This is a genomic window from Streptomyces sp. NPDC052299, from assembly GCF_040679335.1.
Classification (GTDB): domain Bacteria; phylum Actinomycetota; class Actinomycetes; order Streptomycetales; family Streptomycetaceae; genus Streptomyces.
In genome coordinates, this window is record NZ_JBFAUP010000001.1 from 631727 (window position 1) to 653599 (window position 21873).

Annotated in this window: 21 protein-coding genes; 12 read left to right on the forward strand and 9 right to left on the reverse strand. The window is 71.3% G+C overall.

What is annotated here, in order from left to right; all coding sequences use genetic code 11:
• The first annotated feature begins 47 nt into the window (after window positions 1-47).
• Entirely contained in the window at window positions 48-752 is a 705-nt protein-coding gene (locus AB0L33_RS02885) for a VTT domain-containing protein (protein ID WP_365677310.1), read from the forward strand.
• Between the two features lie 22 nt (window positions 753-774).
• Here the strand turns inward: AB0L33_RS02885 and AB0L33_RS02890 are convergent, their stop codons facing one another.
• Window positions 775-2472, reverse strand: coding sequence for a threonine/serine exporter family protein (locus tag AB0L33_RS02890; protein WP_365677311.1), 1698 nt, complete (start codon window positions 2470-2472; stop codon window positions 775-777).
• Between the two features lie 143 nt (window positions 2473-2615).
• Window positions 2616-3110 (reverse strand): inorganic diphosphatase, encoded by a 495-nt coding sequence (locus AB0L33_RS02895; RefSeq protein WP_018102237.1) that lies wholly within the window; start codon window positions 3108-3110, stop codon window positions 2616-2618.
• Between the two features lie 86 nt (window positions 3111-3196).
• On the opposite strand from AB0L33_RS02895, the gene dacB reads away from it, so the two are divergent.
• The 7 genes from dacB (at window position 3197) to AB0L33_RS02930 (ending at window position 11812) form a co-directional block, all read left to right on the forward strand.
• Complete coding sequence (gene dacB, locus AB0L33_RS02900) at window positions 3197-4684, forward strand: D-alanyl-D-alanine carboxypeptidase/D-alanyl-D-alanine-endopeptidase (RefSeq protein WP_365677312.1); 1488 nt, start codon at window positions 3197-3199, stop codon at window positions 4682-4684.
• Between the two features lie 49 nt (window positions 4685-4733).
• The gene (locus tag AB0L33_RS02905; protein ID WP_365677313.1) at window positions 4734-5867 is read left to right on the forward strand and encodes a zinc-dependent metalloprotease; all 1134 of its coding nucleotides are present in this window, start codon (window positions 4734-4736) and stop codon (window positions 5865-5867) included.
• A 189-nt stretch (window positions 5868-6056) separates the two neighbouring features.
• Window positions 6057-7139, forward strand: coding sequence for a tRNA lysidine(34) synthetase TilS (gene tilS / locus AB0L33_RS02910; RefSeq protein WP_365677314.1), 1083 nt, complete (start codon window positions 6057-6059; stop codon window positions 7137-7139).
• Window positions 7140-7240: 101 nt separating this feature from the next.
• Window positions 7241-7780, forward strand: a complete 540-nt coding sequence (hpt, locus tag AB0L33_RS02915) for a hypoxanthine phosphoribosyltransferase (RefSeq protein ID WP_365677385.1) — start codon at window positions 7241-7243, stop codon at window positions 7778-7780.
• A gap of 193 nt (window positions 7781-7973) precedes the next feature.
• Complete coding sequence (ftsH, locus tag AB0L33_RS02920) at window positions 7974-9998, forward strand: ATP-dependent zinc metalloprotease FtsH (RefSeq protein WP_365677315.1); 2025 nt, start codon at window positions 7974-7976, stop codon at window positions 9996-9998.
• 150 nt (window positions 9999-10148) lie between these two features.
• Complete coding sequence (gene folE, locus AB0L33_RS02925; RefSeq protein WP_365677316.1) at window positions 10149-10754, forward strand: GTP cyclohydrolase I FolE; 606 nt, start codon at window positions 10149-10151, stop codon at window positions 10752-10754.
• A 197-nt stretch (window positions 10755-10951) separates the two neighbouring features.
• A complete protein-coding gene (locus AB0L33_RS02930) occupies window positions 10952-11812 on the forward strand; it encodes a hypothetical protein (RefSeq protein ID WP_365677317.1) in 861 nt (286 codons plus the stop codon).
• A 27-nt stretch (window positions 11813-11839) separates the two neighbouring features.
• Here the strand turns inward: AB0L33_RS02930 and AB0L33_RS02935 are convergent, their stop codons facing one another.
• The 6 genes from AB0L33_RS02935 to AB0L33_RS02960 all read right to left on the reverse strand — a co-directional run bounded on the left by AB0L33_RS02935 (window position 11840) and on the right by AB0L33_RS02960 (window position 16775).
• A complete protein-coding gene (locus tag AB0L33_RS02935; protein WP_365677318.1) occupies window positions 11840-12325 on the reverse strand; it encodes a DUF3180 domain-containing protein in 486 nt (161 codons plus the stop codon).
• 58 nt (window positions 12326-12383) lie between these two features.
• Window positions 12384-12995, reverse strand: coding sequence for a 2-amino-4-hydroxy-6-hydroxymethyldihydropteridine diphosphokinase (folK, locus tag AB0L33_RS02940; RefSeq protein WP_365677319.1), 612 nt, complete (start codon window positions 12993-12995; stop codon window positions 12384-12386).
• Complete coding sequence (gene folB, locus AB0L33_RS02945) at window positions 12992-13351, reverse strand: dihydroneopterin aldolase (protein ID WP_073966343.1); 360 nt, start codon at window positions 13349-13351, stop codon at window positions 12992-12994. The genes folK and folB overlap by 4 nt, the downstream gene beginning before the upstream one ends.
• Before the next feature lie 209 nt (window positions 13352-13560).
• Complete coding sequence (locus AB0L33_RS02950) at window positions 13561-14043, reverse strand: nuclear transport factor 2 family protein (protein WP_365677386.1); 483 nt, start codon at window positions 14041-14043, stop codon at window positions 13561-13563.
• A 17-nt stretch (window positions 14044-14060) separates the two neighbouring features.
• Entirely contained in the window at window positions 14061-14858 is a 798-nt protein-coding gene (gene folP / locus AB0L33_RS02955; protein WP_365677387.1) for a dihydropteroate synthase, read from the reverse strand.
• Between the two features lie 87 nt (window positions 14859-14945).
• Window positions 14946-16775, reverse strand: coding sequence for a phosphatidylglycerol lysyltransferase domain-containing protein (locus AB0L33_RS02960; RefSeq protein ID WP_365677320.1), 1830 nt, complete (start codon window positions 16773-16775; stop codon window positions 14946-14948).
• Window positions 16776-16914: 139 nt separating this feature from the next.
• On the opposite strand from AB0L33_RS02960, the gene AB0L33_RS02965 reads away from it, so the two are divergent.
• On the forward strand, window positions 16915-18036 hold the full coding sequence (locus AB0L33_RS02965) for an alpha/beta hydrolase-fold protein (protein WP_365677321.1): 1122 nt from the start codon (window positions 16915-16917) through the stop codon (window positions 18034-18036).
• A 36-nt stretch (window positions 18037-18072) separates the two neighbouring features.
• Here the strand turns inward: AB0L33_RS02965 and AB0L33_RS02970 are convergent, their stop codons facing one another.
• Window positions 18073-19251: a betaine/proline/choline family ABC transporter ATP-binding protein gene (locus tag AB0L33_RS02970; protein ID WP_365677322.1), complete on the reverse strand. Its 1179-nt coding sequence runs from the start codon at window positions 19249-19251 to the stop codon at window positions 18073-18075.
• A 131-nt stretch (window positions 19252-19382) separates the two neighbouring features.
• On the opposite strand from AB0L33_RS02970, the gene AB0L33_RS02975 reads away from it, so the two are divergent.
• The 3 genes from AB0L33_RS02975 to AB0L33_RS02985 all read left to right on the forward strand — a co-directional run bounded on the left by AB0L33_RS02975 (window position 19383) and on the right by AB0L33_RS02985 (window position 21824).
• Window positions 19383-20087 (forward strand): ABC transporter permease, encoded by a 705-nt coding sequence (locus AB0L33_RS02975; protein WP_365677323.1) that lies wholly within the window; start codon window positions 19383-19385, stop codon window positions 20085-20087.
• Between the two features lies 1 nt (window position 20088).
• A complete protein-coding gene (locus AB0L33_RS02980; RefSeq protein ID WP_365677324.1) occupies window positions 20089-20763 on the forward strand; it encodes an ABC transporter permease in 675 nt (224 codons plus the stop codon).
• An 83-nt stretch (window positions 20764-20846) separates the two neighbouring features.
• A complete protein-coding gene (locus tag AB0L33_RS02985) occupies window positions 20847-21824 on the forward strand; it encodes an ABC transporter substrate-binding protein (RefSeq protein WP_365677325.1) in 978 nt (325 codons plus the stop codon).
• Window positions 21825-21873: the final 49 nt, after the last annotated feature.

Sequence of the window (21873 nt, forward strand, 5' to 3'; positions counted from 1 at the left end):
GGGCGGCCACGCAGCCGCTTATCGACCTCATCCTGGAGCCCGGACCCTTGAATACGCTTGCGCTCGGACCGAGCTGGCTGGACCCGGACCACCTCATCGGACAGTTCGGCCTGGCCGGCGTCCTGGTCATCGTCTTCGCCGAGTCCGGGCTGCTCATCGGCTTCTTCCTGCCCGGTGACTCCCTGTTGTTCACCACGGGCCTGCTGGTCACGGCCGACAAGCTGCACACCCCGCTCTGGCTGGTCTGCGTCCTGGTCGCGCTGGCCGCGATCATCGGCGACCAGGTGGGTTACCTCTTCGGCCGCAAGGTCGGCCCCTCGCTCTTCAGCCGGCCCGACTCCCGCCTCTTCAAGCAGGAGAACGTCGAGAAGGCCCACGAGTTCTTCGAGAAGCACGGCCCGAAATCGCTGATCCTGGCCCGCTTCGTGCCGATCGTGCGGACGTTCACCCCGATCATCGCGGGCGTCAGCCGGATGAACTACCGCTCGTTCATCGTGTTCAACGTGATCGGCGGCGTCCTCTGGGGCGTCGGCGTGACCCTGCTCGGCGCCGCCCTCGGCAACGTCGAGTTCGTCCACAAGAACATCGAGGCGATGCTCGTCCTGATCGTGCTGATCTCGGTGATCCCGATCGCCATCGAGTTCCTGCGCGCCCGGAGCAAGGCCAAGAAGGAGGGCACCGCCGCCGGGAGCGGCGAGGTCCCCCCGCAGGACCCGTCCGCCGGCCGCCGCGGCCGCCACGCCAAGCGCTGACCCCGCTTCCGCCCCGACCCGGTCAGAAGCCGCGCGTCCGCTTGGCCGCGCGGCGGTTCGCCCCGCCCACCGCGCCCGGCACCCGCATGAACAGCCGGGAGATCTCGCTCCCCAGGTTCACCCCGATGGCGATGGCCAGCGCCGTCGCCACCGCCGTGGACAGCGAGGCGAGGCCCCGGTCCAGCTCGTTCTGCGCGACGCCCAGCAGCCCGAAGTACGTCGCGGAGCCGGGCAGCAGCGGCCCGATCGCCGCCGTGATGTACGGCAGCGACGACGTGTAGCGGTACCGCGAGAACAACTGCCCGAACAGGCCGACCAGCCCGGCCGCGGCGGCCGTCGCCGCCACCGCCGACAGGTTGCCCGTCCGGGCCATCGCCCCGTAGATGATCCAGGCCACGCCGCCGTTCAGGGTCACCGCGAGCACCGTCGCCCGCTCCTGCTGCAGCAGGATCGCGAACGCCAGGGTCAGCAGCATCGACGCGAGGATCTGGATCACCGGCCGGTCGTGCGTGATGAACCGCGCCTCCGGGTCCAGCTCCGCACCCAGCTGAAGCCCCCCGTACAGGGCCAGCAGCACCCCGGTGACGATCGCGATGAAGAAGTACATGACCTCCAGGAGCCGCGCCGAGGCCGTGATGTAGTAGCCGGTCAGGCCGTCCTGCACGCCTGCCACGAGGGCCCGCCCCGGCAGCAGCGCGAACAGCCCACCGGTGATCACCGCCGACGGCCGTACGTCCGACCAGTGCGTCAGCGTCAGCGCCACGCCCATCGCGGCGGGCGGCATCGCCGCGATCGCGAACTGGTAGAACTCGGGCAGCCCGCGCCCCGCGCACAGCCAGGCCAGCCGGTCACCGAGCATCGCCCCGAGCGCCGCGATCACGAACACCAGCGGACCACCGCCGACCAGCACGGACGCCGCCCCGGCCAGCCCGCCCGCGGCCAGCGTGAGCACCCAGCCGGGATACGGGTGCCGGTTGCGCCGGATCTCCGCCAGCCGCCGGTACGCCTCCTCCAGGGACACCTCGTCGTCGGCCGTGGTGATGTCGTCGATCAGCCGGAAGACCGCCGCGAGCCGCGTGTAGTCGGTGCCCCGGCGGCGCACCGTACGGCTCGCCGTCACCGGGTCGTCCACCAGCGACGGCTGGTGCGAGATGGACAGCAGGGTGAACGTCACGGTCGGCTCGCAGCGGTCGAGCCCGTAGCTCCGCATCACCGCGAACATCGCCGCCTCGACGTCCTCGGCGCCCTCGCCGCCCGCGAGCAGCAGTTCCCCGATGCGCAGCGTCAGGTCGAGCACGCGCGGAACCGGGGGCCCCGCCTCCTCGTCGTGCCGCTGCACCGGCTCCGGGGCGGGGCGCTCGGCCACCGGCATCCGCAGCATCGTGCGCATCCGGTCCTGCCAGGGCGCCTCCTTGGTCAGCCGGACCATCGGCACCCCGTACGCCGGGGTGAACGCCGGCGGGGAGTCCCGGAAGCTGTACGTGCTCGGCGTGGCGAACGCCGAACCGGTCGTCTCGGACCCGGAAGCGGAACCCGTACCGGAACCGGAACCCGGGGCCGGCGGCTCGGGCGTCACGCCCTCCGGAAGGGCGAACTCCGACGTCGGGTGGTCCTCCTCGGACGGCGCCGCCGGTTCGGTCCCGGCAGGCCACGAGAAGGCGCTGTGCGCCTCGTCGGACTGGGGCTTCTCGTCATCGGGCCCGCCCGGTTCCGCCACCACTCGACCTCGCTCCTCCTCGGCTGCGCGTCCTCGGGCGCACTCCTGCCCAGTATGGCCACGCCCAAGGGAGGTCACACGGAACGGGCGGCACACCCGTGTGGGTGTACCGCCCGTTCGCAGGCCCGCTTACCGGAAGCGGAACGTCAGTGCGCGCCGCCCTGCGCCTCAAGGCGCTTGCGGGAGGCGACGATCTCGGCCTCGGCCTCGGCGCGGCCGACCCAGTCGGCGCCCTCGACGGACTTGCCCGGCTCCAGGTCCTTGTAGACCTCGAAGAAGTGCTGGATCTCCAGGCGGTCGAACTCCGACACGTGCTGGATGTCCTGAAGGTGCTCCACCCGGGGGTCGGACGCCGGGACGCACAGCAGCTTGTCGTCGCCGCCGGCCTCGTCGGTCATCCGGAACATGCCGATCGCGCGGCACTTGATGAGGCAGCCCGGGAACGTCGGCTCGTCCAGGATCACCAGCGCGTCCAGCGGGTCGCCGTCCTCACCGAGGGTGTCCTCGATGAAACCGTAGTCCGCCGGGTAGCTGGTCGAGGTGAAGAGCCGACGGTCCAGACGAATCCGGCCGGTCTCGTGATCCACCTCGTACTTGTTGCGCGAACCCTTCGGGATCTCGATAACGACGTCGAACTCCACGGGTGGCTCCTCCATGATCAACACATACGACTGGTGGTTAAGTGTCCCTCACGCAGATGTGTGCTCGCGAAAGGGGCTGGTCAACGGTGGCCGAGCCGGTGGAAAGACCGTCGACGGAACCGCCCGGCACGCCCGGCGGCAGTATCGCGGCCCGCCTGGGCGTACGCGGCGGAGTGAACGACTGGCAGTTCACGGCCGTGTCCGCCGTCGTCGGACTGGCCCTCGCGGCCGGCGCCGTCCTCGCCGCCGGACCCTGGGACTCGGGTCAGCGTAAGGCCGAGCGGGACCGGGCGACCGCCGCCGAACGCACAGGTGGCGCACATCACGCGGGCGACCCCGACGGCCCCGCCCCCGCCCCCAGCGCCCCCGCCGTCCTGGCCGCCCTGTCCGCCCCCGGCACCGGCGCGAAGAACGCCCCGGCCGGTGCCGACCGCGACCTGCGCGCCGTCCTGGACCCGCTGCTGAAGAACGACGCGCTGGGCACCCGGCGCGCCGCCGTCGTCATCGACACCGCCACCGGCGAACGGCTCTACGGCAAGGGCGCCGACGCCCCCATGACGCCCGCCTCCACCGTCAAGATCGCCACCACCGTCGCCGCCCTCGGCGCACTCGGCCCCGCCCACCGCATCCCCACCACCGTGCGCGCCTCCGAGGACCTGCGCACCGTCACCCTCGTCGGCGGCGGCGACCCCACCCTCGACAAGGCCGCCCTGCGCGCCCTGGCCACCGAGACCGCCCGCGCCCTCAAGACCGCCAAGGCCCCCTCCGTACGCCTCCGTTACGACGCCTCCGCCTACTCGGGGCCCACGCACCACCCGATCGGCCCCAACGAGAACATCGCGCCCATGAGCGCCCTGATGCTGAACGAGGGCCGCCAGGACGACTCCGCCAAGGGCCCCGCCCCGCGCACCGAGGACCCGGCCGGTGACGCCGCCCGCGCGTTCGCCGGTTACCTCGGCAAGGCCGGCGTCACCACCAAGGGCGCAGCCGCCCCCGGCCGCCCCGCCAAGACGTCCCGTACCGTCGCCACCCACCTCTCCGCCCCCCTCTCCGGCCTGGTCGAACGCGCCCTGACCAACAGCGACAACGACATCGCCGAGGCCCTGGCCCGGCAGACCGCCATCGCCGCCGGGCAGCCCGCCGACTTCAAGGGCGGCCGACGGGCCGTCACCGCCCGCCTGAAGGCGCTCGGCCTGCCCCTCAAGGGCGTGAACATCGCCGACGGCAGCGGGCTCGACCGCGCGGACAAAGTGACCGCCGCCCTGCTCGCCGGTCTCCTCGCCCGGGCGGCCGACCCCGCCCACCCCGAACTGCGCCCCGTCCTCACCGGCCTCCCCGTGGCCGGTTTCAGCGGCACGCTCAGCAGTCGCTACACCAGCGCGACCGGCGGCACCGGCTTCATCCGCGCCAAGACCGGCACCCTCACCGGCGTCAACAGCCTCGCCGGAACGGTCGTGGACACCCGGGGCCGGCTCCTCGCCTTCGCCTTCCTCGCCTCCGGCACCACCGCCCCCACCGAGGCCCAGAAGGCCCTCGACGAACTCGCCACCGCACTCGGCGCCGGAAAGCGGTGAGCACCTCAACACCGCCTCGCTCCCGGGACGAAGCACGTACGGTTGACGCATGACGAGCATCGGTGGTGCAGGGATGGTCGACTGGAACCTCGCGGTCGCGACGGCGACCCGGCTCGTGCGGCCGGGCCCCGAGATCAGCCGCGAGGAGGCCCGCGAGGTCGTCGCGGAGCTGCGCAGGCACGCGAAGGCGGCGGAGGAACACGTCCGCGCCTTCACCCGGATGATCCCCGACGGCACCGAACCGGAGGACACCCCCGTCCTCGTCGTGGACCGCACCGGCTGGATCAAGGCCAACGTCGCCGGCTTCCGCGAACTGCTGCGCCCCCTCCTGGACAAGATGGAGGAACGGCGCTCCGGTGGCGCGGGCGGCGCCGTGCTCGGCGCGGTCGGCTCCAAGGTCACCGGCGTCGAGGTCGGCATGCTGCTCTCCTTCCTCGCCTCCCGCGTCCTCGGCCAGTACGAGACCTTCGCCCCCGCCACCCGTGAACTCCCCGCCTCCACCGACGGCGGCGGCCGCCTCCTGCTCGTCGCGCCGAACATCGTCCACGTCGAACGCGAGCTGGAGGCCGACCCGCACGACTTCCGGCTCTGGGTCGCCCTCCACGAGGAGACCCACCGCACCCAGTTCACCGCGGTGCCCTGGCTCCGCGACCACCTCCAGGGCGAGATCCAGTCCTTCCTGGACGAGACCGACGTCGACCCGATGACCTTCCTGGAGCGGCTGCGCGAGGCCGCCCAGTCCCTCGCCGGCGGCCGGCCCGAGGGCGAGTCCGGCGAGGACGGCGGCCGCAGCCTGGTCGAGCTCGTCCAGACCCCCGCCCAGCGCGAGATCCTCGGCCGCCTCACCGCCGTGATGTCCCTCCTGGAAGGACACGCCGACTACGTCATGGACGGCGTCGGTCCCGAGGTCGTGTCCTCCGTCGCCGAGATCCGCGAGAAGTTCCAGCAGCGCCGCGCCCAGGGCGCCGGCCGGCTCGACCAGGCCCTGCGCAAGCTGCTCGGCCTCGACGCCAAGCTGCGCCAGTACCGGGACGGCGAACGCTTCGTGCGCGCCGTCGTGGACGAGGTCGGCATGGACGGCTTCAACCGGGTGTGGACCTCGCCCAACACCCTCCCCACCAAGGCGGAGATCGCCCGCCCCGCGGACTGGATCGCGAGGGTGCACCGTAAGGCAGAGTCGTGATCAAGGTCCCCGCTACGAAGGCAACGCGCCGGTAATCACCCATCCGAGGGACCGTAGGGGCATGGGAAGGCGTGCAATGCTCGATGAACGGCATTGCTCTGTCACCATCGACGCACTCTGAGTGACGGCACTCCTTCCCGTCCCGGCACTCCGAGACACCCCTGAAGAACCTCACGAAGGGCACCGGACATGGGTCCCCATCCTGCGGTCGCGGCGATACGCCTGGCGGTCCGCCGCGTACTCCACGACGTCATCGCCGAACACGCCGAACAGACCGAACGCGCCGGGCACGCCCCGCACCCCGAGCTCGCCCGGGCCGGCGGCGGCAGCCGCCTCGGCACGCTCCCCGACCGCCCCGGCACCCCCCTGGTGCTCGTGGCCTGCTCCGGCGGCGCCGACTCCATGGCGCTCGCCTCCGCCCTCGCCTTCGAGGCCCGCAAACTCCCCGTCCGGGCCGGCGGCATCACCGTCGACCACGGCCTCCAGGACGGCTCCGACACCCGCGCCGCCGAGGTCGCCGCCCGGCTCACCGCCATGGACCTCGGCCCCGTCGAGGCCGTCGCCGTCCACGTCGGCCGCGAGGGCGGACCCGAGGCCGCCGCCCGCGACGCCCGCTACGCCGCACTCGACGCCGCCGCCGAACGCCACGGCGCCGCCGCCGTCCTCCTCGGCCACACCCGCGACGACCAGGCCGAGACCGTCCTGCTGGGCCTCGCCCGCGGCTCCGGCATCCGCTCCCTGTCCGGCATGGCCGCCGCCTCCGGCCCGGCCGGCCGCTACCGCCGGCCCTTCCTTCAGCTCGACCGCCAGACCGCCCGCACCGCCTGCCTCGCCCAGTCCCTGCCCGTCTGGGACGACCCCCACAACATCGACCCCGCCTACACCCGCTCCCGGCTGCGCCACGAGGGCCTGCCCGCCCTGGAGAAGGCCCTCGGCAAGGGCGTCGTCGAAGCCCTCGCCCGTACGGCCCAGCTCTCCCGCGACGACGCGGACGCCCTCGACACCTGGGCCGCCGCCGCCGACCGTGACGTACGCGACGACGCGGGCCGCCTCGAGTGCGCCAAGCTGTACGCGCTGCCCCCCGCCGTACGCCGCCGGGTGCTGCGCCGGGCCGCCATAGAGGCGGGTTCCCCGGCCGGTTCGCTCTTCGCCCGGCACATCGAGGAAGTGGACCGCCTGGTCACCGGCTGGCGCGGCCAGCAGGCCATCAACCTCCCCGGCCGCGTCGAAGCCCTGCGGCAGGGTGGCAGACTGGTCATCCGGCAGAGCTGACGCACGAGCGGCTGACACGCAGGGCGAGCGGCCGCGCAGGCCCGGGACTCCACCCCCGGACCCGGCAGGCACAGAAAGAGACGCGGGTGAACGAGAAGGACATGGGCACCGACCTCCAGTCGGTGCTCCTCACCAAGGAAGAGATCGACGCGAAGCTCGTGGAGCTGGCCGCGAAGATCGACGCGGAGTACGCCGGCAAGGACCTGCTCCTCGTCGGCGTCCTGAAGGGCGCCGTCATGGTCATGGCGGACCTGGCGCGCGCGCTGTCCACCCCCGTCACCATGGACTGGATGGCCGTCTCCTCGTACGGCGCGGGCACCCAGTCCTCCGGTGTCGTCCGGATCCTCAAGGACCTGGACACCGACATCAAGGGCAAGCACGTCCTGATCGTCGAGGACATCATCGACTCCGGCCTCACGCTGTCCTGGCTGATGTCGAACCTGGGCTCGCGCGAGCCCGCCTCGCTGGAGATCTGCACCCTCCTGCGCAAGCCGGACGCGGCCAAGGTCGCGCTCGAATGCAAGTGGGTTGGCTTCGACATTCCCAACGAGTTCGTCGTCGGTTACGGCCTCGACTACGCGGAGAAGTACCGCAACCTCCCCTTCGTCGGGACCCTCGCCCCGCACGTATACGGAGGCTGAGGGCGCGCGGACCCGCCGCAGGGTCCGCCGGGAACCCTCACGGGCCGCCCGCCGTTGAGCCTTCGAGGCGCGATTGCCGGACGTCCGAGGCGGACGCCGGTGACCATGCTGGGGTACCGTCCGAAGAACAGTCTTTACTCACAGCAGCATTTACCTACGGGCAGGAGGGACGGGGCGTCTTCGCCTCGTATGGATGGACGTGAAGCGATACTTCCGTGGGCCGGTCATGTGGATCGTGCTGGCCGTCCTCGCCGTGGTCGTGTTGATGAATGTCGTCGGCTCGGGCGGCGGCTACAAGACGGTGGACACCGGCCAGGTGATCCAGGCGATCAGCAAGAACCAGGTGGACCAGGCCAAGCTCACCACCGGTGACGATCACATCATCAAGATCGAACTGAAGGACGGTCAGAAGCTGTCCGGCGAGTCCGGCAGCAAGTTCCAGGCGAGCTACATCGGCAACCAGGGCGTCCAGCTCGCCGACATGCTCCAGAAGAAGTACGAGAGCGGCGACATCAAGGACGGGTACACCGTCTCGCCCTCGAAGCAGTCCCCGTTCGTCTCGATCCTCTTCTCGCTGCTGCCGTTCGTCCTCATCGTGGTCGTCTTCCTGTTCCTGATGAATCAGATGCAGGGCGGCGGCTCCAAGGTCATGCAGTTCGGCAAGTCCAAGGCCAAGCTGATCACCAAGGACACCCCGAAGACGACGTTCGCCGACGTGGCGGGCTCGGACGAGGCGGTCGAGGAGCTTCAGGAGATCAAGGAGTTCCTCCAGGAGCCGGCCAAGTTCCAGGCCGTCGGCGCCAAGATCCCCAAGGGCGTCCTGCTCTACGGGCCCCCCGGTACGGGCAAGACCCTGCTCGCGCGCGCCGTCGCGGGCGAGGCGGGCGTCCCGTTCTACTCGATCTCCGGCTCCGACTTCGTGGAGATGTTCGTCGGTGTCGGCGCCTCCCGCGTCCGCGACCTCTTCGAGCAGGCCAAGGCGAACGCCCCGGCGATCGTCTTCGTGGACGAGATCGACGCCGTCGGCCGCCACCGCGGCGCCGGCATGGGCGGCGGTCACGACGAGCGCGAGCAGACGCTCAACCAGCTGCTCGTGGAGATGGACGGCTTCGACGTGAAGGGCGGCGTCATCCTGATCGCCGCCACGAACCGCCCGGACATCCTCGACCCGGCACTGCTGCGCCCGGGCCGCTTCGACCGGCAGATCGCGGTCGACCGGCCGGACATGCAGGGCCGCCTGGAGATCCTGAAGGTCCACCAGAAGGGCAAGCCGGTCGCCCCGGACGTCGACCTCGGCGCCGTCGCCCGCCGCACCCCCGGCTTCACCGGTGCCGACCTGTCGAACGTGCTGAACGAGGCCGCGCTCCTGACGGCGCGCAGCAACCAGAAGCTCATCGACAACGCCACGCTGGACGAGGCCATCGACCGCGTCGTGGCGGGCCCGCAGAAGCGGACCCGGATCATGTCCGAGAAGGAGAAGAAGATCACCGCGTACCACGAGGGCGGACACGCCCTGGTCGCGGCGGCCTCCCCCCAGTCGGACCCGGTCCACAAGATCACGATCCTCTCCCGCGGCCGCGCCCTCGGTTACACGATGGTGCTCCCGGAGGAGGACAAGTACTCCACGACGCGCAACGAGATGCTCGACCAGCTCGCGTACATGCTGGGCGGGCGCGCGGCCGAGGAGCTGGTCTTCCACGACCCGACCACCGGCGCCGCGAACGACATCGAGAAGGCCACGGCGACGGCCCGCGCGATGGTCACGCAGTACGGCATGACCGAGCGGCTCGGCGCGATCAAGTTCGGCGGCGACAACACCGAACCGTTCGTCGGCCGCGAGATGGGCCACCAGCGCGACTACTCGGAAGAGGTCGCCGCGCTGGTCGACGAAGAGGTCAAGAAGCTCATCGAGACCGCGCACAACGACGCGTGGGAGATCCTCGTAGAGAATCGCGACGTGCTGGACACCCTGGTCCTCCGCCTCCTGGAGAAGGAGACCCTGGGCAAGGAGGAGATCGCCGAGATCTTCGCCCCGATCGTCAAGCGCCCGGCCCGCCCCGCGTGGACCGGCTCCGCCCGCCGCACCCCGTCGACCCGCCCGCCGGTCCTCTCCCCGAAGGAGCTCGCCCTCACCAACGGCGCGAGCACGGCCGCCGCCCCGGTCACGGACACCGTTCCGGGCGCGGAGACCCTCCCCGAGGAGCGTCCCGAGAGCTAGTCACCGACCCGGTGTGTCCCCCGTCACGGGGTTCCCACCAGGCCCGGAATGGATGCCGCGTCCCCCAGGTTCTAGCCTGTGGGGGGCGCGGCTTTTCCGTACACCTGCGCGGATGCCCCCCGCAGTGACAGCTCGAGGAACGAGGCACACATGACCGACCCGGTGACGCTGGACCCCCAGGGACCGATCGGCGAGTTCGACGAGAAGCGTGCCGAGGCCGCCGTCCGGGAGCTGCTGCTGGCCGTGGGCGAGGACCCCGACCGCGAGGGCCTGAAGGAGACGCCGGCGCGGGTGGCGCGGGCGTACAAGGAGATCCTCGCCGGTCTGCGGCAGGAGCCCGAGGACGTCCTGACGACGACGTTCGACCTGGGGCACGACGAGATGGTCCTGGTGAAGGACATCGAGATCGTGAGCCTCTGCGAGCACCACCTGCTCCCGTTCCACGGGGTGGCACACGTCGGATACATCCCTGCGGAGAGCGGCAAGATCACGGGGCTGTCCAAGCTGGCGCGGCTGGTCGAGGTCTTCGCCCGGCGACCGCAGGTCCAGGAGCGGCTGACCACGCAGGTCGCGGATTCGCTGATGCGCATCCTGGAGGCGCGCGGTGCGATCGTCGTCATCGAGGCGGAGCACATGTGCATGTCCGTTCGCGGCATCCGGAAGCCGGGTGCGAAGACGACGACGTCCGCGGTGCGTGGGCAGCTGCGTGAGGCATCCACCCGGGCCGAGGCGATGAGCCTGATACTGGCGCGGTAGCCGGATTGTCAGTACTGCGACGTAACCTCCCGAATCCAGGCATGACCAGGTGATTCGGGAGGTGCGTCATGGGGGGATTACCGAGCCGGCAAACGGTGAACGTCGTCGGAGGACGGGGGCGGGCCGCGAGCGTGAGCGTGGGTTCGCGCTTGTGGACCCTTGACGGCGAGCGTACGGCTCCGACCGACGTCGTCGGCGTGAGCGCCGTCAGGGGACGTGCGGCGGTGGACGTGGTGACCAGCCACGCGACGTTCACCGTGGCCCCGGAGCAACTGCTCGGGACACCGGACGGCTGGGTGCACGCCCGGGACGCGGCGGGGACGGTGCTGGCCTGGACGCACGCCAGGAAACTGTGTCGGGAGAGGCTGACGATCAGGCCCGGGTACGACTTCGGCTACTTCGTCGGTGCGACGTGTGCCGACGGAACCGTGGGCACGAACTATGTCTCGCTCGTGGTGAACGAGGAGGCGTTCGCCGCCAAGTACGCCCAGTGCCTGAGCGCGGCCACAGGGCTGCGTGCCCGGCTGGAAGGTGTGACGCGTCCGTCCGGCTACCTCGGGCGGGATGTGCCGGGGTTCCGCGTACGCGTGGTCTCCTCGTACCTTGCGGATGCCCTGCGTCAGTACGTTGGGGGCGACGCGCACCATATGCGGCAGCGCTTCCCCCGTGTGGTCCTCCGGGACAGCGAGGTGTTCGACGGCTTCCTCGACGGATACGCCGATGGTGACGGCTGCCGGAGCAAAACCTGGGCCGGACGCGTCCTCGTCAGCGCCAACGTGGGTTTCCTGACCGAGTTGGCGCAGGTGATCGGGGCGAGGTTCACTCCCAGGCCGCAGGGGACGACCGCATCACACCTGGTCGTTGTCGACAACTGGCCTGCGCGTGGGACGTTCAGGCCGGAGCGGCATGCGGTCCAGCCCAAGGAGTCGGCATGGGTGGAAGTGCTGGAAGTGCGTGAGCGCACCGCATCGGGCAAGCCGTTCACCTTCTACGACTACCGGCTGGACCCGCATCCGACCTTCCTGGTCAACGGGCACCTGGCCCGCCAGGCATGGTGACGCGCTACGTGGACGCCCCGGCGGGCCCTACGCCGCCGCCGCGTCCGGCTTGTTGTCGTCCTTGTCGTCCGGGAGCTTGCAGACGTGTTCCAGGAAGAGGGCGGCGGCGATGACCGCGATGCCGGCGAGGACCGCGAAGGCGGCGTAGATGGCCTGGTCGCGGCGGGGTGGGTTGTCCAGGGAGCCGAGCAGGAAGACGGCCGTGCCGCCGTACATGCCGGAGACCAGGGCGACGACCAGGGCGCTCGCCTGGGCGAAGACCAGGGCGCGGGCGGCCATCAGGGGCTCGACGCCCTTGGCGCCGGGACGGCGCTCGCGCTGGGCGCGCAGGCGGGCGCGGATGGACAGCGCCGTGGCCAGCAGGACGACGGCGATCAGCGCGAGGACGATGGGCGCGAAGAGCGGCACGCTCGGCAGCGTGCCGAGGGAGTCCCAGAGGCGGGCGGCGCCCCAGGACAGGACTCCGGCGGCGGCGAAGAGGCCGGCCAGGACTCCGAGCCGTAGTTGCTTCACCCCGTGAGCCGCCCTTCGCCGCCTGTGTCCGTCGTGCTGTGTTCTGTGAGCCTAACGACTACTCGGGCAGCCGGAGTTCCAGGTCGGCCCGGGGGAGCACGCCGTCGCGCCCGACACCGGTCAGCAGATCGGCGACCGGGCCCGCGCCGGGCAGCTGGGCCTCGGGGTCCACGTCGTGCCACGGGGCGAGGACGAAGGCGCGCTCGCGGGCCCGGGGGTGGGGGAGGGTGAGCACGGGGTCGTCGGAGACGACGTCCGCGTACGAGACGATGTCGACGTCGAGGGTGCGCGGGCCCCAGCGCTCCTCGCGGACCCGTTCGAAGGCTTCCTCGATGGCCTGGCCGCGCTCCAGGAGCGAGGACGGGGGCAGCGTGGTCTTCACGACGATCACCGCGTTGAAGTACGAGGGCTGGGAGCCCGGCTCGACGCCCCAGGGCTCCGTCTCGTACACCGGGGAGACCGCCTTGACCCGGAGGCCGGGCGTGTCCTCCAGGGCGTCGATGGCGCCCTGGATCGTCTCCAGGCGGTTGCCGAGGTTTGCGCCGAGCGAGAGCACGGCGAGCTTCGGGTTCGAGAGGGTGATGTCCGCCGCGTCCACCTGCTCGACCACGGAGGCGGGCACCGGCTGTACGGTCGGGTCGCTCTGCCCTTCGGTGGAAAATGCAGTCATGCTCGGCTCCGGGTGATGGTGATGGTGACGTCGTCGAACGGGACGGTGATGGGCGCGTCCGGCTTGTGCACCACGACCTCCACCTCCTCGACGCCGTCGTGCTTGAGGCACTGCTGGGCGATGCGCTCGGCGAGCGTCTCGATCAGGTCGACCGGCTCGCCCTGAACCACCGCGACGACCTCCTCCGCGACCACGCCGTAGTGCACGGTCTTCGTCAGGTCGTCGGTGGCTGCCGCGGGGCGGGTGTCGAGGCCGAGCACCAGGTCCACGATGAACGTCTGTCCCTCTTCCCGTTCCCGGGGGAAGACGCCATGGTGCCCGCGGGCCTTGAGGCCGCGCAGCGCGACACGATCCACGCGAATCACTCCTGCTGTCGTTGGTCCGGGGGCACGGGCCGCGTGCGGGCGGCCGGGTGCCCGATTTCGAATCTACCTGCGAGCACCGACAGCCCTTCCCCGCGGGGGCCGGGCCTGCGGGCACGGAACAGATAGCCGCTGATACCCCGATGTCGGCAGGTCCAATCACCCCGGGCCGGCTTTCGTGCCCGAAAGTGGGCCGGACCGGCTCACGACGCGGGGTCTTCGTCCTCTTCCTCCCCGGTTTCGGCCAGTACGGGCGAACCGTGGTGCGACCAGAGCTTCCAGCCGTCCGGAGTGCGGCGGAACACATTCGTGGCGACGACGAGCTGCCCGACGAGCGGGCCGAGCGAGGCGCCCTCCTCGGCGGGACCGCCGCTGAGGATGTTCTCGGTGCACGTCACCAGCGCGGTGTCGGTGGTCATGGAGACGCTGACGTCGGTCAGGAAGAACTGGATGTACTCGGTGCTCGCCATGATCAGCGCGTAACTGCGCAGCACCTCGCGCCGCCCGCTGAGCACCGGCCACCCGGGGTGGACGCAGGAGACCGTCAGCTCCTCGTCCGGCAGCCAGGCCGACGTCAGCGCGTCCAGGTCGCCGCGCTCCACGGCCTCGTAGTACGCGGTGTTGGCCTGCTCGACGGCCGCGATGTCGGCGGCGGCGTCCGCGTGCTCGTCGCCCGGCCCGGTCACCTCGTCGCCCGGCCCGGTCACGCGGCACCCTCGATGGCGCGGGCGACCCGGACGGCGTCGGCGGTGGCCCGGACCTCGTGGACGCGGACCGCCCAGGCGCCGGCCCGGGCGGAGAGCGCGGAGACGGCGGCCGTGGCGGCGTCGCGCTCGCGGGCGGGCGGCGGGGCGGCGCCCTCGCGGGCCAGGACGTGGCCCAGGAACCGCTTGCGGGACGCGGCGACCAGCAGGGGGCGGCCGAGGGCGCGCAGCGCGTCCAGACCGGCCAGCAGCGCCAGGTCGTGCGGGGCGTCCTTGGCGAAGCCGAGCCCGGGGTCGATCACCAGGCGTTCCGGGGCGATGCCCCCGGCCACCACCGCGTCCATACGCGCGCGCAGCTCCTCGGTGACCTCGGTGACCACGTCCCCGTACACCGCCCGGCTGTTCATCGACTCGCTGAAGCCGCGCCAGTGCATGACGACGAACGGCGCGCCGGCGGCGGCGACCACGGGGACCATGTCCGGGTCGGCCTGGCCGCCGCTGACGTCGTTGACGAGGGCCGCGCCGGCGGCGATCGCCTGCTCGGCGACGCGGGCGCGCATGGTGTCGACGGAGACCGTGACGCCCTCCGAGACCAGGCCCCGGACGACCGGGATCACCCGGCGCAGTTCCTCGGACTCGTCCACCCGGCTGGCGCCGGGGCGGGTGGACTCGCCGCCGACGTCGACGAGGTCGGCGCCCTCGGAGACCAGGTCGAGGCCGTGCTTGACCGCCCTGGTGGTGTCGAACCAGCGGCCCCCGTCGGAGAAGGAGTCGGGGGTCACGTTGACGACCCCCATGACCGCGCAGCGGTCCCATTCCGGCAGACCCTGGACCGTCCCGCGCAACGTACTCATATGACCAGCCTAGGCCCGTACGGGACGACGTTACGCCGTGCGGGCGTCCTGCTCGCCCGCCTGGGGCCGTGCGTGGGCGCAGGGGCGGCGCGGGGCCGAGCGGAGGGGGCGGGGGAGCGTCAGGTGCACGAAGCCCTCGGCCTGCATCGCGGCGAAGGAGATGCGGGGCAGGTCGCGGGCGGCGCGGTAGACCACGAAGCGGGGCTCCCAGCGCGGCCGGAACTTGGCGTTGAACTTGTACAGCGACTCGATCTGGAACCAGCGCGAGAGGAAGATCAGCAGGCCGCGCCAGACCCGCAGGACGGGCCCCGCGCCCAGCTTCTCGCCCCGGGCGAGGGCGGAGCGGAACATCGCGAAGTTCAGCGAGACGCGGCTGATGCCGAGCCGTGGCGCGGCCTGGAGCGACGCGACGATCAGCAGTTCGTTCATGCCGGGGTCGGCGGAGCGGTCGCGGCGCATGAGGTCGAGGGACATGCCGTCGGTGCCCCAGGGCACGAAGTGGAGCACGGCCTTCAGGTCGCCGTACGGGGAGTCGGCGCTGTGCTCGTCCGCCTTGTGGGCGGTGGCGACGACGCAGTCCCGGTCGGCGGTGTCACCGATCCGGCCGAGTGCCATGGAGAAGCCGCGTTCGGTGTCGGTGCCGCGCCAGTCGGCGGCGGCCCGGCGGATGCGGGCGAGTTCGGCCTCGCCGATGTCGGCCACACGCCGGACGCGGGTCTCGTAGCCGCCCCGCTCAATGCGCTTCACCATCTGGCGCACGTTGCGCATCGCGCGCCCGGCGAGGGAGAAATCCGCGACGTCGACCACCGCCTCGTCGCCCAGTTCCAGGGCGGTGAGTCCGGTCTCGCGGGTCCAGACCTCGCCGCCGGTCTCTCCGCACCCCATGACGGCGGGGGTCCAGGAGTGCGCCCGGGCCTCGTCCATGAAGCGTTCGATGGCGCCGGGCCACGCCTCCACGTCACCGATCGGGTCGCCGCTGGCGAGCATCACGCCGGAGACCACGCGGTAGCAGACGGCCGCCTTGCCGCTGGGCGAGAAGACGACGGCCTTGTCGCGGCGGAGCGCGAAGTGGCCGAGGGAGTCGCGTCCGCCGTGCCGTTCCAGCAGGGCGCGCAGCCGGGCCTCGTCGTCCTCGGTGAGCCGGGCGGCCGGGTGCTCGGGCCGGAAGGCCAGGTAGATGGTGGTGACGGCGGTCAGCAGGCCGAGGGCGCCGAGGGAGCAGCCGACGGTCCAGGAGGTGTCCCCGGAGTAGTCGACGGGCCCCTCGAAGCCGACCAGGCCGTACAGCACGTGCTGGAGGCGGTCGGCGATGCTGGGGCTGCCGACCATGCGGCGGGGATGGGCGCTGACGATGACCAGGCCGAGGCCGAGCGAACCGGCTCCGAGCAGCACGAAGTTGGCCAGGGCCCGCCACCGGCTGCGCGGGTCGGGCAGGGCGGCGAACTCGTGCCGGTGGCGTACGAGCAGGTAGCACAGCGTCAGCGAGACCAGGGCGCCGAGAATCGAGTGCCGGTAGCTGAACTGGGCCAGCGCGCCCGCCGGGAGCAGGACGACCGCGGCCCGCCAGGCCCGCCGCTTGCGCCGCTTGAGGCCGTGGGCCAGGAGCAGCAGCAGGACCCCGGCGCTGAGCGAGAGCGCGGCGGCGAAGGGGCCGAGGGCCCCGGGAAGGACCTCGGCCAGACTGTGCATGCGGCTGTGCCGGAAGCGCGGGAAGACCCCGGCGGCGACGTCGATCAGTCCGACGGCGGTGCACGCGGTGCCGACGAGCGCGGGCACGGCCTCCGGCCGGGGGCCGCGCAGATACGTCCGCGCGCGAACCGGAACCGTTCCTGATTTATCCCCATCTAGCGTGACAGACATCGCTTCCCGTGGTTCCGCGAGAGATTTCCTGGAGTCCGGCGGCCGGAGCCCTGCGGACGATGTGCGACCTCTAGGACGATCCTTCCGGGCCGTGGGTTCACCATTGCCCGGAAATTTCCTGACAGAAAGTTCACCGGTCATGGGCCTTACGGGCAAGCCGCTGCTGATCCTCGCGATCGCGCTGGCCGTCGTGCTGTTCACCGTCACGGTCTGGTGCTGGCCGAGGCTCGCCCGGCGCAGCGCGCCCGCGGTGCTCGGCCGGGTGGGCATGCTGCTGGCGACCCAGGTGGCGGTGTTCGCCACGGTCGGCCTGCTGGCCAACAACAGCTTCCTCTTCTACGGCTCCTGGGCCGACCTGTTCGGCCGGAAGCAGGAGCTGGGCGTGGTCACCGACCATGCCGCCGGGACGCTGGCCGCGAAGAACATCGTCCGGGTGGGCTCACAGCGGCCGGACGTGCCGGGCGGATCGCTGCCGAGGGTGGCCGGCCGGATCGACAAGGTCGTGATCGCGGGGAAGAGCTCGGGCATCGAGAGCGCCGCGTACGTGTATCTGCCACCGGAGTACTTCCAGCCGGCGTACGCCCGGCGGAACTTTCCGGCGGTGGTGGTGCTGACCGGGTATCCGGGCACGTCGGAGAACCTGATCAAGGGGCTGCGCTATCCGCGTACGGCACACGAACGGGTGAAGGCCGGACGGGCGCAGCCGATGGTCCTGGTGATGCTGCGTCCGACCGTGGCGCCGCCCCGGGACACCGAGTGCGTCGACATAAAGGGCGGTCCGAAGACGGAGACGTTCTTCGCGGACGACGTGCCCCGGGCGGTGTCGGCCGGATACCGCGTCGGCAAGCGGGCCCGCAACTGGGGCATCATCGGCAACTCGACGGGCGGCTACTGCGCGTTGAAGATCGGGCTGCACCACCCGGGCCGGTACGCCGCGAGCGCGGGGCTCTCCGCGTACTACGAGGCCGCCGAGGACCCGACGACCGGCGACCTCTTCCACGGTGACGAGGCGGCGCGGCGCCGGGCGGACCTGCTGTGGACGCTGGACAACCGGCCGCAGCCGGACTCCTCGTTCCTGGTGACGACCTCGCGCCGGGGCGAGGCGAACTACGCCGACACACAGAGGTTCGTCGCCAGGGTGAAGCAGCCGGCGCAGGTCTCCTCGATCGTGCTGGACAGCGGCGGCCACAACTTCAACACCTGGCGCCGGGAGATCCCGGCGGCGCTGGAGTGGCTGAGCAGCCGGCTGAGCGAGAGCTGAGCGCACGGCCCCGCCCTGGCGTACGGCCCCGCCCTCTCAGAGGCCCGTCGCCCCCGCCACGCTCTCGACCTCGACCTCCGCACGCGGCACCGCGCGGCCGTCCGCGCCGACCGAGCGGCGCAGCGCCTCGTGCAGCCGGGCCGGGGTGAGCACGCCCAGGAAGCGGCCCTCGCCCGCCTCGTCGATGACGGCGATCCAGCCGGCGTCGTGCTGGAGCATGGTGGAGAACGCCTGTTTGAGCGGGGCGCCGAGGGGGAGCCACGCCTCCATGCGGCGGGCGTGGTCGCGGACGGTGCCCTTGGCGCCGGTGCGCGCGTCGTCGGCGGGAATCCAGCCGTGCAGGTGCTCGTCGCCGTCCAGGACGACGGCCCAGCGGGCGCCCTCCGCGCGGAGGCGTTCGGTCGCGGTGGACAGCGGGTCGTCCAGGTGGACGACGGGCGGGCGGTCGAGGTCGCTCTCCTCGACGGGGGTGACCGAGAGCCGCTTGAGGCCCCGGTCGGCGCCCACGAAGTCCGCGACATAGGCGTTGGCGGGGGCGCCGAGGACGGTGGCGGGGGTGTCGAACTGCTCGATCGAGCCCTGCCCGTAAACGGCGATGCGGTCGCCGAGCCGGACCGCTTCCTCGATGTCGTGGGTGACGAACAGGACGGTTTTGCGGACCTGTTCCTGAAGCTTCAGGAATTCGTTCTGAAGGTGCTCGCGGACCACGGGGTCGACCGCGCCGAACGGCTCGTCCATCAGCAGGACCGGCGGGTCGGCGGCCAGTGCCCGGGCCACCCCGACGCGTTGGCGCTGTCCGCCGGAGAGCTGTTCGGGATAGCGGTCGCCATAAACGGAAGGATCGAGTCCGACAAGGTCGAGGAGTTCCGCGGCGCGGGCGCGGCCCTTTTGGCGTTTCCAGCCGAGGAGATGGGGAACGGTGGCGGTGTTCTCCAGGACCGTCCTGTGCGGGAAGAGGCCCACTTGCTGGATCACATAGCCGATGCGGCGGCGCAGTTGGACGGGGTCGATGGCGGATATGTCGTCCCCGTCGAGGAATATCCGGCCCTCGGTCGGCTCGATCAGCCGGTTCACCATCTTCATGGTGGTCGTCTTGCCGCACCCCGACGGTCCGACGAGCGTGACCAGTTCACCCTCGGCGACCTCGAAGGAAAGGCCGTCGACGGCGGTGGTGCCGTCCGCATACCGCTTGGTGACGTGCTCGAAACGGATCATGGTTCCCCATTGTCGCGGGTGTTCTGTGAAGGACATGTTGCTGGAACACAACGGCTCCGGCGATTGTCAGTGGTCGAGGATAGGCTCGCCGGACATCAGTACGAGAAGGCGAACGGGAGGTGGGGGGACGGATGGCCGGACGGAACTGCCTGGTGACGAACGACTGGATCTGCGGGGAGTATCTCCGTTCCCGCAGCCAGGAGTTGACGGACGCCACCGTCCAGCACATCTGGATCACCGCCGTCTCGGTCGCGATCGGTGTGGCCGTCGCCTTCCCGCTGGCGCTCCTCGCACGCCGGGGCCGCGGCTTCGCCGGACCGGTCCTCGGGCTGACCACGGTGCTCTACACCGTGCCGTCGCTCGCGATGTTCTCGCTCCTGCTGCCCCTGTTCGGGCTCTCCGCCGCCCTGGTGGTCACCGGGCTCGTGCTGTATTCGCTGACCATCCTCGTACGCAACATCCTGGCGGGCCTGGAGGCGGTGCCCGAGGAGGCGAAGGAGGCCGCGCACGGCATGGGCTACGGGCCGGTCCGCCTGCTGTGGGAGGTGGAGCTGCCGCTCGCGCTGCCCGCGCTGATGGCGGGGATACGGATCGCCACGGTGTCCACGATCGCTCTGACCACGGTCGGCTCCATCGTCGGCCGGGGCGGCCTGGGCAATCTCATCGAGGACGCGCTGCCGAGCTTCTTCAAGGCCCAGGTGCTGGCCGCCTCGGTGCTCTGCGTGCTGCTCGCGGTCGTCGCGGACCTGCTGCTGCTCGGGGTGCAGCGGCTGCTGACGCCCTGGACGCGCATACGTGCCGCGGCGCCCGGCCCGGCGAAGGCGGAGGCGGTCTGACATGGGAGTTCTCGGGGAGGCCTGGGCCTGGCTCACCACCGGTGCCAACTGGTCGGGGGAGAGCGGGGCCGCCCACCGGCTGAGCGAGCACCTGTACGTCAGCGGTGTCGCGCTCGCCCTGGCCTGCGCCGTGGCCCTGCCCCTCGCGCTGTACCTGGGCCACATCAGGAAGGGCGGCGCCCTCGCGGTCAACCTGGCCAACGTGGGGCGCGCGGTGCCGGTCTTCGCGGTCCTGGCCCTCTTCATGGTCTCGCCCCTGCGCAACGCGGGGTACGTACCGACGATCATCGCCCTGGTGCTGTTCGCCGTGCCGCCGCTGCTGACCAACGCCTACGTGGGCATGACCGAGGTGGACCGCTCGGTGGCGGAGGCTGCGCGCGGGATGGGCATGTCGGGCGGCCAGCTCTTCCTGCGCGTCGAACTGCCCCTCGCCTACCCGCTGATCATGACCGGGCTGCGCTCGGCCGCCGTCCAGGTCGTGGCCACGGCGACCATCGCGGCCATGGTCGGCCAGGGCGGCCTCGGCCGCATCATCACCGCCGGTTTCAACACGTACGACACCGCGCAGGTGGTGGCGGGGGCCCTGCTCGTCGCCGTGCTCGCCCTGCTGGTGGAGGCGGTCCTGGTGGCCGTCGACCGTCTGCTGTCCCCGCTGCGCCGTCGCCGGCCCGCCTGAGGGCCCGCCCGTCACATCCGTAACGCATGTCGCACATCCACCACTTGTCGCATACGGCCTCGCCGCCGTGGACGGAGAAGAACATGACCAGGACCTCACGCGTGGCCGGCGCCGTCATCGGCATCCTCGCGCTGGCGGGCTCGCTCGCCGCGTGCGGCGGCGACAGCCTGGAGGAGGACAAGGGCGCCCCGTCCGGGGGCCAGGACTCCGGCAAGAAGGGCTCGCTCGTCGTCGGCGCCGCCGCCTTCACCGAGTCCAAGGTGCTCGCCGAGCTGTACGCGCAGATCCTCGGCGACGCCGGGTACAGCACCTCGGTCACCACCGTGAAGAACCGCGAACTGTACGAACCCTCCCTGGAGAAGGGCGAGATCGACGTCGTACCGGAATACGCGGCGACGATCGCGGAATTCCTCAACGCGAAGGTGAACGGGGCGAAGAAGGCCGAGACCGATCCGGTCGCATCGGGCGACACCGCCGCCACCGTCGCCGCCCTGAAGAAGCTCGCCGAGCCGCGCGGACTGAAGGTCCTTCCGGCAGGGAAGGCCGTCGACCAGAACGCGTTCGCGGTGACCAAGGAATTCGCCGACAAGCACAAGCTGAAGACGCTTTCCGATCTCGGCGCCGCGAAGATCGGCGTCAAGGTCGCGGCGGGCGACGAGTGCGAGGTGCGGCCCTTCTGCGCACCCGGGCTCAAGAAGACGTACGGCATCGACGTCACCGGAATCGACCCCAAGGGCGTCGGCACCCCGCAGTCCAAGCAGGCGGTGAAGGACGGCAAGGACCAGCTCGTCCTGACCACCACCACCGACGCCGTGCTCGACCCCTATGACCTGGTGTTCCTGGAGGACGACAAGAAGCTCCAGAACGCGGACAACGTCCTGCCCGTCCTGAACGCGAAGGACGCGGGCGACCAGGAGATAGCCGACGCGCTCGGCAAGCTCACCGGCGCACTCACCACCGAGGACCTCGCACAACTGAACCGCAAGGTCGACGCGGAGCGCGCCAAGCCGGCCGATGTGGCCCGCGAATATCTCCAGTCGAAGGGACTGATCAAGAAGTAGCGACCCCTGACGAAGGCGTCCGGAGAACGGGGCGCGGGAGCCGCCGGGT